The organism is Pseudocitrobacter sp. 73 (assembly GCF_008369545.1).
GTDB classification, from domain to species: Bacteria; Pseudomonadota; Gammaproteobacteria; order Enterobacterales; family Enterobacteriaceae; genus Pseudocitrobacter; species Pseudocitrobacter vendiensis.
Window position 1 is genome coordinate 137,088 of sequence record NZ_VTZO01000004.1, and the last position, 11,295, is coordinate 148,382.

Genomic DNA, 11,295 nt, shown 5'->3' on the forward strand with positions numbered 1-11,295 from the left:
ACCTGTTACCCTCAATAAATAAGACTCACGCAAAGCCTTAACCCGGCACCTCGCTGTTGAAGACATAGAGCCTGCGGGGATTCATCTCTGGAGGGCGAACGGTTGTCTGGAGCTTTCCGTCGGCAGAAGGCAGCAGATATCCACGATCCGCGCATAAACGCGCCACCTTGCGCGGGTCAAATCCCCGGCAGATTTCTTTCCAGCCGGACGGCATGACGTAGAACGTGGTGATGGCTTCCGTGCCCTGCGCGGTACTCCCTTTCTCCACCCTGCGCCAGCCCACCATATTGCCGGGGCGGTTGCGCTCGTCGTGCCAGTCCGCAAAGCGGCTGTACTGATTCGCGGTAAAGAAACTGCGAACCTGCTCCAGTGCGGCAATATCTTCCTGGTTGGCGGTGTGCCCGCGATCTTTCAGCCATGCGTTCAGGCAGACGCGGGTTGCCCGCAGGGCTTCCCCCTCAGGCCAGCCGGTGATACCCAGGCGGGTTGCCAGCTCGCCCGCCATCGCCACCAGTGCAAAGCGGTTCACTGCCCGGCCCACCTGATTGCCCGCATCTTTCGGGGTCAGGGCGGCGGTATATTCCTTCATCAGTGACTTTGCCTGTGCCGTCAGCCCGTTAAGGTCAGCGGTCAGGGCTTTCAGCCACTCCCGGAACGGCGAACCGTAGTAGCTGGACGTAGCCCATTCCAGATGTTCTGCCAGTGCCTTGCCGCTGTCGAAGCCGTGCAGCTCCTCAAATACGCCAAATTTTCCGGAATCGCTGGGGATCTGGATCATCCTGACTTCCATCCCGGCAAAAGTACGCTCACCGGCTTTTGCCGCATGTTCAGTCAGTGACAGCTCGCCGGTTGAAAAGAACAGCAGCCGCCACTGCTTACGGGTGCGCAGCTCACCGTCCGTACCGGCACGGCCCTTGCCCTGACCGTTTGCCAGCATGTAGGCGATATTGCCTGCCTCGCGTCCGTCCACCTCCCGGATCTCATCGAGCATCATGGCGGCATCGTTGCGGCGGCTGGCGCATCCCTCCAGCGCGTTGCCGGTTGCCCGCCACGTCTGCCAGTAGTCAGGCCCCCCGCAGACGGAAGTTGCCGCTTTCATGGTGGTGGTCTTACCGTCCGTCGATTCCCCCTTGAGGTGGTAGCCGCCGCCGTCCATACCAACCAGCCGTAACAGGGGTGCAGCAAAGGCCAGACTCACGGCAAACGCCACGCGGGAGTTGCCGGTGCAGTAGCGGGAAACGTGTTCCCGCCATTCCTCCGTTGTACCTGACACACGGAAATCGCGCCCCTGCACGGAAGTGGTCTGGAGAATGACACCCTCTGCACCTTCACCGCTGACCTCATCCTGCAGGACGTAAACCTGACCATGCCAGCCAGTCCGGCTGACGCAGGTCACGCGGCGTTCTGGTTTACACAGAGAGATATATTCCATCAGGCGGGCGCGGGCCTCACCAGTGGTGCTGATATAAGACAACCCGTTAACCAGCAGTACCCGGCGCAGCTCCTCACCGCTGCCACTGAGCATTTCCATCGGCATCGCCCAACGGCGGCGCTCTCCCCACGTATCTTCCCACTCCAGCAGTCGCCCGAAGTTACCGCCATCAGCATCGCAGGTGATTGCCGTTACGCGCAGCGGGTTGCATATTTTAACGTTCTGGATCTCCGTCTCACCGTTGCGCTGTACCTGTTTTTCATACCAGAGATATTCCTGGGTTAGACGGAACCCGTGCGGCAGTTGCGTGCGGCCCTCCCCGCACAGCACCAGACCGTTGCGAAAGGCTTCACGGGCACGGGTAATACCGTGCTCCCGATGGAAATCATTCCAGTCGGCCTTAATCTCTCCCGGTGGCAGCGTCATCCAGCCGCCAACGGCTTTTGCCGCCCGTTCAGCAAAGGTTCTGCCCGGGTTTTCGCCCCCGTCCTGAAAATCGTTATCACCGGCGATGATAATTTTGACCTCCGGCCAGCGTGCCCGCAGCGACTGCGCCACGTTAGGCAGGTTGCCCGCCGATATGGCCGCCACAACGCATCCGGCGGTGAGCTGGCTTACCGTCAGCGCCGTGGCGTAACCTTCGGCAATCACCACCTGTACCGGCGGTTCAGACGGTAACGGGCTGAGCGCCACAAACGCGCCTTTCATCGTGCTGCCGGGCAGTATGCTTTTTTCACCCGCCGGGGCGATAAGCTGCGCACCGGTCACGGCTCCGGCGTTGGTCGTGAGCGGTAACAGCAGGGAACCGGCAGGAAAATCCTTACCGCTGATATGCTGCACGCTCCCGGTCAGGGAGGCCGGGTATCCGGCAAACCCTTTCCCGGTCAGATAGGGGCTTTCTCCCGTGTGGCTCTCTTTCATCAGCGCCGCCACGGTAAGGCTCATATCGCGTTTAGGGGCTTTTTGCCTGGCGGGCTTAACGGGCAGCTCCTGCATATCCGGCACATTAAGCACCTGCGCCACCTCCTGCGCAGCCTTTCTGACACCGTAACCGGTCATGAGCTTAACCAGATCCAGACCGTCACCATTGCCGCACTGGCTGCAAATCCACGTCCCGCGCCCGTCAAGGTCATCGAGGCGAAAACGATCCTTGCCCCCACATTTCGGGCAGGGACCGTGCCTGCCGTTTTCAGGTACATCAATACGCAGCATCTGCAGAATAACGGGCCATTTCCCCTGTGCAGCCTCCGCAACCTGTGAAACTTTTTGTGTTGTCATACTTCCCCCTGATACAGCGCCGCACCCGTGCTGCAGAAGTCATCAAAGGCCGCCGGAAGCGTGCGGTACAGCTCCGCCATCACTTCACAGCCGCGCACGGTCAGCACCGGCGGCGCGGTCAGCAGTGACGGCTCCAGCATGTCAGTCAGCAGTGCCAGCGCGACAGCGGCGCCCTGTGCTTCGCCGTACTCGTTAATCAGTGCGCACTCAATATGCAGGGCAATGGCCATTTCAATACGCTCAACCGTCAGGCTGTGCGGACCACACCGATTGCTGCCGGTTTCGGTCAGCATTTTCTGCCGCCATGCCGATGCAATCGCCCGCCGGTACAGTGCGGTGGTCATTTCTGCCGGGAAAATGGAAACCTGCGGCTGGTTCATTCAGCACCTCCTTCAATCAGTGCGCAGCTGTGCGCAATATCCGTTAAATCTGCCCGCAGGTACTCCATCAGCGCGGCGACGCCCGGCGTACAGTCCGCATTCATCATTCCGCCCTGCGACGGGTATTCAGAAAAGAGAAGCTGGAGCATGTCGCAGGCATTTCGGGCGCGGGTCAGCTTCCCGAAACTTTCCTCTGACAACCCATAGGCAAAAGCACCACTATTGTGTTTTTCAGGCAAAGCGCGGCCCTGAGCACCGTTGTGCCCGTTTGAAATATTCATCGTGGATTACTCCGTTTTCAGCGGTGTTTTGTCAGAGAAACTTTGAATAGTGTTTGTCGTCAGGTTCAGCAGAACGCCGTATGCTGCGCTCCCGCCAGCGGGTAAACACCACAGACGGATGCAGTGTCAGCGGGCCGGAGCCACTACCGCCTGCCGGAGCTGGTGAAGGTTTAAAGAGCGGCGCATCAAACAGGCGCGTATACCGCTGTTTAAACCATGCCAGAGGGCAGGAAGAAAGCTGGTTGTCGCTGTCATGACGAATCAGCACTTCACAGCTGAACTCAGGGTTAACCAGCGCCACGGAGGGCGAGGCTTCAATTAATCTGATAATCGTGACGGTCCAGCCACGTTCATGCTGCCAGCGTTCGCCGGGTTGCGGATAATCACGCATGTTCACCTCCGCAGGGAATGCGACCTGCAAAGCTCAGCACATAGTCTGGGGCAAGTCTGCGCCGCGCTGACCGCTCGTTATCTGCAGTGATCCTTAACATCACAGGACGGGCATTGCGCTGACTGCGGTTGATCGCCGCAAATAACCAGGTACACTTCTGTTTAGCCATCTTCGTTGCCTCATATAGCGGATTGGTCAGACGCCTCGGTAGTGCTGCAAACACTCTGAGGCGTTGCTATTTAGTTTTCTTGTGTGTAATGTGTAATTACACATAAACACATTACAACGGGTGTAATTGACGTGTCAACACACAAAAGCGAAAGACGTGGTAATCCACCATTCCAGTTCCGACTTGATCCTGAACTGCGTGAATTGATGGAACAGGCACAGCAGCAGGATGGTGATGAATCGCTCGCCGCCTGGATAAAACGAATTCTTCGTAAAGAGTTACAAAGTCGAGGCTTAGAGCCAAAAAATTGATTAATTATTTGGGGAGGTTTTTTCTCCCCAATTTAGTTAAATTTTTCATTATATTTCCTTTATTCCCGCTGACTGAGCCTTAACCCACTGCCTAATTTCTTGTGCATCGTAAACAGATACTCGTTTTGAAATACGTGTAGATTTGGGAAACTCAGGATTGTTCTTTTCCCAGCGCCAGAGAGTAACCGTGCTTATTTGCAAAAATTCAGCAGTAGCTCGTGGGCGGGCATGTCCGGTGGTAGGATAAGTTTTTAATGTCATGAAATTACCTGCCGTGTTATGTAATGAACACGGCAGATACTATGGGGCTATCAAAAGGCTGTGAAGGTAGTGTAATCAACTCTACCTGTAGATTGTTTTAGTCTACCCCTTTTTTTTAAATCCCGCATGATTAACCGCTAATCGTAATTTTCTTAAAATTTCTTGTTCATTAGTAATAAAGATAGGAGGTAACTCTCCTAAATGTTTAATTATGGAGTTAGTCCATTTTTCAGGACTTATCTCTTTTCTTTCACCACGACATTCGCTTGGGTATTTTGCCAATATATATATTGCTGCATTTAATAACCCCTCCCTATTTTTTGCATGATGTTCAGCAGTATTATTTACTCGCTTGAGAATTTTAGGTTCAGATGAAATTCTTTTCGTAAGTAAATTCGGCATAGGAATTCCAGTTTTTACTGATTTCCATATTAACTCTAAATCTCTTCGCATGATAAGAAGATCTTCAAATGGAATATCAATGTCCTTATTTCCTTCATATGTGGCCGTTGCCATTAAAACATTATCTCGTATTTTAATCGGTTTAAGTCTGAATTCATAATCTGGATCTATAGCTAATCCATTTTTTATGTCACTTATCATATCATCGGCGTACCAAATACCACAGGCAAATCCTATAATTTGAAATCCATTTTCAAAATGTTCAAAGGATTCATTTTTAAGATCATACCATATAGTTGATAATTCCATCTCAAGTGATTGATTAGTTAATACGGGGTGAATTAAATCAGTTTCAATTAACTGATTGTTATTAAGGAAATTAACATTAAATCTAACTGCAAGCCCATCCGACTTGAATGCAATATTAAAAACACCTATTTCGTATAGGTGTAATAAATCATCAACCTCGCATTCTAATAGTCTGGAAGCGCGTTCAAATGAACAATATTCTAATGGTGGTATTTTTTTGTCGATCCATAGATTTCCTAAGAATATAGTTTCATGCTCTGTTGAATGCTGCATTATGACCTCTATTTTAAATTATAAGAATATTTAATTGATAATATTAATATCTGATAAGTCATAAGGAGCATGAAATTCGTCCTTATTTAGTTCCAGATAATTAGACCACCATTGCATCATTCTGCGGCGTTCTTGCATGTGCTGCGCAAGATGGACATATGCTGCCCGCACTTCATTTCTTTCTTGATGGCTCATTTGCCGCTCAACCGCATCACGTGACCAAAGTCCTGATTCAGTCAGAGCAGAACAGGCCATTGCGCGGAAGCCATGCAGGCATACATCAGCCTGAGTATCGTAACCCATCGTTCGCAGAGCCTTATTTACTGTGTTCTCACTCATTGGCTTGTAAGGATTGCTGTCACCAGGGAATATAAGCAAATATTCACCACTGATCTTTTGGATATCTTCCAGTAGCTTAATAGCCTGGGTGGAAAGCGGGACGTAATGTACCGCGCCCATCTTGGCACCACGATCTGAGTATTTTACCCCATCGATCTTTTCCCGCTGCCCTGGTATTGTCCAAAGACCGTTTTCAATGTCGATCTCTTCCCACCTGGCATGGCGCAGTTCGCTGGAACGCACGAAAGTGTGTAAGGAAAAGAGAACCGCCAGTCGGGTTAATGGTCTGCCGGTGTAATTTACCGCTCTTGTCATCAGCTCCGGTAAACGTTCGAGCGGTAGGGCAGGGCGATGCCGTACTTTGGGATTGGTAATCGCGCCTTTCAGATCGTGGGCTGGATTGTAATCGACGATCCCACGTTGGACGGCATAACGAAAGATACTTCCCATAGTGGTTTTAACACGTCCTGTGCTCGCACCAATCCCCTGATTGGTCATATCAATCAACAGTGGAAGAAGGTCACGGGTTTTGAGCGTATCAATGGGCTTTGAACCTATAGCCGGTAACAGATGATTTTCCATTTCCCGTAGAATTTTGGCGCGGGTAATTTCTTTCCATTCAGGATGTCCCATCGTTCCACTGTGCCACTCTCTGGCTACTTTCTCGAATGTGGGGGAGGTCGGTTCGACCTTTTCTGACCTTTTTGCTTCGCGCGGATCACGACCATCAGCCAGTAGTTGTCTGGCTTCGTCACGACGCTTTCGCGCTGTTGCAAGCGGAACATCTGGGTAAACCCCTAATGCTAACGTAGCTTGTTTACCATTAAAGCGGTAATTCATTCTCCACGCCTTGGTTCCATTCTTTTTAACTAACAGATAAAGGCTTCCACCATCTGTAAGTTTGTAGTCAGCATCCTTAGGCTTGGCGTTCTCAATTTTTTTAGGTGACAGCTCGTTTAAAGCCATGTGCAGTAGGCCTCTGAAAGAATGTTGATGGTATCGGGATATCGAACCGACGAATACCATCAAAGATACCATCAGAGTGATGTAATGTCATGAAGTGACCTGAAATGAAAATTTGGCCTGAATGGCGCTAAATTGCTGGGTTTGAGAGGTTTTGTGTAATGATTTGAAATGGTGTGAAAGAACTTCAGATTGTCCCCTGCAGGAATCGAACCTGCAACTAGCCCTTAGGAGGGGCTCGTTATATCCATTTAACTAAGGGGGCAAAGCAGCACGAGTATAGCGTTTTTTGCCCTGCCGGGTAAGTCTCGTGCCGCTTAACTGCTCAAAGCATCGCCATTTAATGCTGTTTTTTCGACATTTTTTCCTGTTCAGCGCGCTGCTTCGCCTCTTCCTTGCGCTTGTTACTCATGTCATTGCGAATTTGCGCGTGGCTCATCAGCGCGAAGATAAAGGTGCCGCCGCAGATGTTACCGGCAAGTGTTGGTAGGGCGAAAGGCCAGAAGAATTCGCTCCAGTGTACGGTGCCGTTGAAGACCAGATAGAGGATCTCAACCGAACCGACCACGATGTGGGTGGTGTCGCCGAGTGCGATAAGCCACGTCATCAGAATAATGACCACGATTTTCGCTGCACCTGCCGCAGGGAACATCCAGACCATTGTGGCTATCAGCCAGCCGGAGATAATCGCATTGGCAAACATCTCGGTGGGACTGTTTTTCATCACATCCATACCGATTTTAACAAACGCATCTCGCGTCTCTTCATCAAATATCGGCATATACTCGAACGCCCAAGCCGCTACACCGGTACCCAACAGGTTACCTAAAAGCACAATGCCCCACAGACGCATCAACAGGCCAAAATTACCGGATGTCGGGTTTTGCATGACCGGTAATACTGCCGTGACGGTGTTCTCGGTAAAAAGCTGCTGGCGCGCCATGATGACAATAATAAAGCCGAAGGTGTAGCCGAGATTCTCCAGCAGAAAACCACCGGGCACGCCGTCCAGCTGTACATGAAAGATGCCTTTTGCCAGCAGCGATGCCCCCATTGAAAGCCCGGCGGCGATGGCAGACCACAGCAGCGCCATCGCGTCACGCTCCAGCTCTTTTTCGCCGTCCTGGCGGATATGCTCGTGGATAGCCATTGCGCGTGAGGGGAGACGGTCCTCATCTATTTCTATCTTCTTACCACTTTGTTTCTCTTCACTTTCGACTTCCAGCTCATCGCTGTTATCGTCAATTTTGTCGTCTTTGAGGTTATCCATCGTGTTGTCCTTTTCTGTACACAAACCTGTTAAAGCGTAGCGGCTTTTGTAACAGTCATGTCGGGACTTATTCTGAAATGGCAAGAATGGTAACGTTTAATGTCAGTAACTTCGCTAGAATAGAAACCCACGATACGGCGGTTACCAGGCTAAAATCAAAACAACGAGACCGCGAATATAGACACAAAATCATTCAAGTTGCATCAAGGCGGCAAGCGAGCGAATCCCCAGGAGCGTACATAAGTACGTGACTGGGGTGAGGGAACGCAGCCAACGCAGAGGCAGCTTGAAGGATGATGTGTATAGACATCATTCGACGTGCTGTTAGAATCGCTCACACCTAAACAGGCGGACCCGATGAGTTCCGTCATGGATGGCAATCAGCGATAGCCATAATTAACAGGGAGACACTTATGAAGCTTCGCCTGTCGGCGGTTGCGCTGGGCACCACACTGCTTGTCGGTTGTGCGAGTTCCGGCACTGAACAGCAAGGGCGGTCAGACCCTCTGGAAGGTTTTAACCGCTCGATGTACAACTTCAACTTTAACGTGCTGGACCCTTATGTGCTGCGTCCGGTGGCTGTTGCGTGGCGCGACTATGTACCTCAGCCCGCACGTACCGGCCTTGGCAACTTCACCAGCAACCTGGAAGAACCTGCGGTGATGGCCAACTATTTCCTGCAGGGCGACCCGTACCAGGGGATGGTGCACTTCACGCGATTCTTCCTGAACACTATTCTGGGGATGGGCGGCTTTATTGATGTGGCCGGTATGGCAAACCCGAAACTGCAACGTGTAGAACCGCATCGCTTCGGCAGTACGCTGGGGCACTATGGCGTGGGTTACGGCCCGTACATGCAACTGCCGTTCTATGGAAGTTTCACCCTGCGTGATGAGGGCGGCGATATGGCCGATACGCTGTATCCGGTGCTCTCCTGGCTGACCTGGCCGATGTCTATCGGTAAATGGGCGGTGGAAGGCGTGGAAACACGAGCCCAGTTGCTCGACTCCGATGGCCTGCTGCGCCAGTCTTCCGACCCGTACATTCTGGTGCGTGAAGCCTACTTCCAGCGCCACGACTTTATCGCCAATGGCGGTAAGCTAAAACCGGAAGAAAACCCGAACGCCCAGGCGATTCAGGATGATTTAAAAGATATCGATTCTGAATAAATCGCAGAGTATAGATAAAGAAAAGGTGAGCACTGAGGCTCACCTTTTTTATTGGGGTAAAACTTAGAAGCGGTAGTTGAAGTTGGTACCGAACAGCCAGGCTTTACCTTCGGATTTAAAGGTGTACGGGCCTTCCTGGAATTTAACGCTTTGTCCGTGCATGTAGGATACGCCCACATCAACAGACGCATCTTCGTTAAGCGCATAGGTCGTACCGGCGCTCAGCCACAGGCGGTCTTGATCCGGAATAGAGATAGAACGGTAGTTAGACGGAACCGGGCTATCATCGAAGGCGATACCGGTACGGAAGGTCCAGTTATCGTCGTAGTAATAGGTGGTACCCAGCGCCAGGCGCCATGCGTCTTTGAAGTTCTCGTCTTTCTGGAACAGCGTGCCGCTGCTGTTGGTGGCCTTCAGTTCTTCGAACTGGCTCCAGCTGGTGTAGGTTGCGCTATAGTGGATAGCCCATTGCGGAGCCACACGGTTGTAACCGGAGATTTCCCACATTTCAGGCAGGTTCAGCGTCAGAGAACCGTTGGTGGTGCTGCCATTGGTACCTGCCGGAAGGCCGAAATTACCGAGGATTTGGTTATATGCGGACGGCAGGTCGCTCTTATAATCGCCATCAAAGTCGATTTTCACTTCAGAACGATAGGTTAAGCCGTAACGGTTGTTCTTATCCAGCTCGAACAGAATACCGGCATTCCAGCCAAAGCCCCACTCATCACCCTTCAGGTGAGCAATTTTGGTATTAGCCGGGATCTGGCTTACCTGGCCTGCCAGAGCCGGAGGAAGCGCACCCGATCCAGCAACGATTTGGCCCAAATCACCTGCATAACGGTCGATTTTTGCACGCGCGTAAACGGCGTTAAAGCCCGCGCCGAAGCTCCATTGAGGGCTCAAACGATAAGCGCCGCTCAGGTTCAGGTTCATCGTTTCGAGGTCAGTCGTGCCACCGTATGCGCCAGCGGCATAGGTATCGTTAAATTCAGTCGCCAGACCATAGTTGGAGGTGACAGAAGCGCCCCAACCAAACTGATCATTGATAGGCATAACAAAGTGAATGTTAGGCACCCATGCGGTAGGTGCAATGTTATCCGCTTTGAGACTGTTGCCGGTAGGCGAACGGCCTGAAACGTTCACATCCGGGTCAATATAAACCGCACCGGCAGAAAACGTCGGGCGATCAAACATCATAATCAGCGCGGGGTTACGGCTGGCGTTACCTGCGTCGTCAGCGATGGCACCTTCACCGGAATAGGCGCGGCCCAGACCAGAGGAAGAAAACTCATTAAGCTGGAAGCCTGCAGACCAGGCGTGGGTGGAAACAAGTGCCACTGCGACTGCGAGAGCAGACTTTGTAAACCGGGTTTTCTGGCTCATGACCATAACCTCATTGAGTTATTTTTATACAAAAAATGTTACATGTAGTAACAGAAGCGCGAAGTGTAGGGGCTGGACTACGTCAGAGAAATCAGACCAGTGACGAGAGTATAGGTCTGACCAGATATGATGTTGCAATATTGTTTCTTGAATTTTACATATATGATCACCGAAACGGGATCTGGTTAGCAAATTTGGTGAGGTCGCGCTTCATCTGTTTGGGTGAATTTTGTTTTAGATCATTTTTAAGTGTGATTTCGGTCACTTATCTCAATTGGCATAATTAACAACTGGAGGGAGCTTTCCGGGGAGCGTAAAATAACGTCATCGTTTATCTGGCACCTTCGTGTGCATATACAGAGGAAATCTACAATGAGTAAATGCAGTGCTGATGAAACCCCGGTTTGCTGCTGTATGGATGTTGGCACCATCATGGACAACTCCGATTGCACAGCCTCCTATAGCCGCGTTTTTGCAACTCGCTCTGAAGCTGAAGAAACCCTCGCTGCGCTGACTGAACGCGCGCGCGGCGTTGAATCCGATCCGTGCGTCATCACCCCAGTCTTCAAAGACGTAGAGGGCGGCGTACAGATGGATATCGATTTTGTTTTTGCCTGCGAAGCAGAAACGCTGATCTTCCAACTGGGTCTGCGTTAATCCCTTCTAAACGCCTCTGCGATGCAG

At 51.5% G+C, this 11,295-nt stretch carries 13 protein-coding genes and 1 tRNA gene; 3 read left to right on the forward strand and 11 right to left on the reverse strand.

Annotated elements, in window-relative coordinates:
* Positions 1-37 precede the first annotated feature (37 nt).
* The 5 genes from F0Q32_RS03295 to F0Q32_RS03315 are packed head-to-tail and all read right to left on the reverse strand — an operon-like array spanning position 38 to position 3,931.
* Positions 38-2,710, reverse strand: a complete 2,673-nt coding sequence (locus F0Q32_RS03295) for a TOPRIM and DUF927 domain-containing protein (protein WP_149461957.1) — start codon at positions 2,708-2,710, stop codon at positions 38-40.
* Entirely contained in the window at positions 2,707-3,090 is a 384-nt protein-coding gene (locus F0Q32_RS03300; RefSeq protein WP_149461958.1) for a DUF5375 family protein, read from the reverse strand. Before F0Q32_RS03300 ends, F0Q32_RS03295 begins: the two co-directional genes overlap by 4 nt.
* Positions 3,087-3,371 carry a hypothetical protein gene (locus F0Q32_RS03305; RefSeq protein ID WP_149461959.1) on the reverse strand — a complete coding sequence of 95 codons (285 nt, stop codon included), beginning with the start codon at positions 3,369-3,371 and terminating at the stop codon, positions 3,087-3,089. The genes F0Q32_RS03300 and F0Q32_RS03305 overlap by 4 nt, the downstream gene beginning before the upstream one ends.
* A gap of 31 nt (positions 3,372-3,402) precedes the next feature.
* Positions 3,403-3,762, reverse strand: coding sequence for a hypothetical protein (locus tag F0Q32_RS03310; RefSeq protein ID WP_149461960.1), 360 nt, complete (start codon positions 3,760-3,762; stop codon positions 3,403-3,405).
* Positions 3,755-3,931 (reverse strand): host cell division inhibitor Icd-like protein, encoded by a 177-nt coding sequence (locus tag F0Q32_RS03315; RefSeq protein WP_001118612.1) that lies wholly within the window; start codon positions 3,929-3,931, stop codon positions 3,755-3,757. The genes F0Q32_RS03310 and F0Q32_RS03315 overlap by 8 nt, the downstream gene beginning before the upstream one ends.
* Before the next feature lie 131 nt (positions 3,932-4,062).
* On the opposite strand from F0Q32_RS03315, the gene F0Q32_RS03320 reads away from it, so the two are divergent.
* Positions 4,063-4,242 (forward strand): hypothetical protein, encoded by a 180-nt coding sequence (locus F0Q32_RS03320; protein ID WP_014071213.1) that lies wholly within the window; start codon positions 4,063-4,065, stop codon positions 4,240-4,242.
* A gap of 48 nt (positions 4,243-4,290) precedes the next feature.
* On the opposite strand, the gene F0Q32_RS03325 is transcribed toward F0Q32_RS03320, so the two are convergent.
* The 5 genes from F0Q32_RS03325 to F0Q32_RS03345 all read right to left on the reverse strand — a co-directional run bounded on the left by F0Q32_RS03325 (position 4,291) and on the right by F0Q32_RS03345 (position 8,059).
* Positions 4,291-4,503 (reverse strand): AlpA family transcriptional regulator, encoded by a 213-nt coding sequence (locus F0Q32_RS03325; protein ID WP_149461961.1) that lies wholly within the window; start codon positions 4,501-4,503, stop codon positions 4,291-4,293.
* A 102-nt stretch (positions 4,504-4,605) separates the two neighbouring features.
* The gene (locus F0Q32_RS03330) at positions 4,606-5,487 is read right to left on the reverse strand and encodes a hypothetical protein (protein WP_149461962.1); all 882 of its coding nucleotides are present in this window, start codon (positions 5,485-5,487) and stop codon (positions 4,606-4,608) included.
* A gap of 30 nt (positions 5,488-5,517) precedes the next feature.
* Positions 5,518-6,792, reverse strand: a complete 1,275-nt coding sequence (locus tag F0Q32_RS03335; RefSeq protein WP_149461963.1) for an integrase arm-type DNA-binding domain-containing protein — start codon at positions 6,790-6,792, stop codon at positions 5,518-5,520.
* A 190-nt stretch (positions 6,793-6,982) separates the two neighbouring features.
* A tRNA-Arg gene (locus tag F0Q32_RS03340) sits at positions 6,983-7,054 on the reverse strand.
* 75 nt (positions 7,055-7,129) lie between these two features.
* Entirely contained in the window at positions 7,130-8,059 is a 930-nt protein-coding gene (locus tag F0Q32_RS03345) for a formate/nitrite transporter family protein (RefSeq protein WP_149461964.1), read from the reverse strand.
* 413 nt (positions 8,060-8,472) lie between these two features.
* Between F0Q32_RS03345 and mlaA the strand changes: the two genes are divergently transcribed.
* Positions 8,473-9,228, forward strand: a complete 756-nt coding sequence (gene mlaA, locus F0Q32_RS03350; protein WP_149461965.1) for a phospholipid-binding lipoprotein MlaA — start codon at positions 8,473-8,475, stop codon at positions 9,226-9,228.
* Positions 9,229-9,291: 63 nt separating this feature from the next.
* On the opposite strand, the gene fadL is transcribed toward mlaA, so the two are convergent.
* The gene (gene fadL, locus F0Q32_RS03355; RefSeq protein WP_188016822.1) at positions 9,292-10,611 is read right to left on the reverse strand and encodes a long-chain fatty acid transporter FadL; all 1,320 of its coding nucleotides are present in this window, start codon (positions 10,609-10,611) and stop codon (positions 9,292-9,294) included.
* 372 nt (positions 10,612-10,983) lie between these two features.
* Between fadL and F0Q32_RS03360 the strand changes: the two genes are divergently transcribed.
* Positions 10,984-11,268 (forward strand): YfcZ/YiiS family protein, encoded by a 285-nt coding sequence (locus F0Q32_RS03360; protein WP_149461967.1) that lies wholly within the window; start codon positions 10,984-10,986, stop codon positions 11,266-11,268.
* Positions 11,269-11,295: the final 27 nt, after the last annotated feature.

Bases quoted from the DNA above. Each gene is read 5' to 3' on its own strand.
- F0Q32_RS03295 (WP_149461957.1), bottom strand. From the start codon at position 2,710: ATGACAACACAAAAAGTTTCACAGGTTGCGGAGGCTGCACAGGGGAAA.
- F0Q32_RS03300 (WP_149461958.1), bottom strand. From the start codon at position 3,090: ATGAACCAGCCGCAGGTTTCCATTTTCCCGGCAGAAATGACCACCGCA.
- fadL (WP_188016822.1), bottom strand. From the start codon at position 10,611: ATGAGCCAGAAAACCCGGTTTACAAAGTCTGCTCTCGCAGTCGCAGTG.
- F0Q32_RS03360 (WP_149461967.1), top strand. From the start codon at position 10,984: ATGAGTAAATGCAGTGCTGATGAAACCCCGGTTTGCTGCTGTATGGAT.
- F0Q32_RS03305 (WP_149461959.1), bottom strand. From the start codon at position 3,371: ATGAATATTTCAAACGGGCACAACGGTGCTCAGGGCCGCGCTTTGCCT.
- F0Q32_RS03325 (WP_149461961.1), bottom strand. From the start codon at position 4,503: ATGACATTAAAAACTTATCCTACCACCGGACATGCCCGCCCACGAGCT.
- F0Q32_RS03345 (WP_149461964.1), bottom strand. From the start codon at position 8,059: ATGGATAACCTCAAAGACGACAAAATTGACGATAACAGCGATGAGCTG.
- F0Q32_RS03330 (WP_149461962.1), bottom strand. From the start codon at position 5,487: ATGCAGCATTCAACAGAGCATGAAACTATATTCTTAGGAAATCTATGG.
- mlaA (WP_149461965.1), top strand. From the start codon at position 8,473: ATGAAGCTTCGCCTGTCGGCGGTTGCGCTGGGCACCACACTGCTTGTC.
- F0Q32_RS03310 (WP_149461960.1), bottom strand. From the start codon at position 3,762: ATGCGTGATTATCCGCAACCCGGCGAACGCTGGCAGCATGAACGTGGC.
- F0Q32_RS03315 (WP_001118612.1), bottom strand. From the start codon at position 3,931: ATGGCTAAACAGAAGTGTACCTGGTTATTTGCGGCGATCAACCGCAGT.
- F0Q32_RS03335 (WP_149461963.1), bottom strand. From the start codon at position 6,792: ATGGCTTTAAACGAGCTGTCACCTAAAAAAATTGAGAACGCCAAGCCT.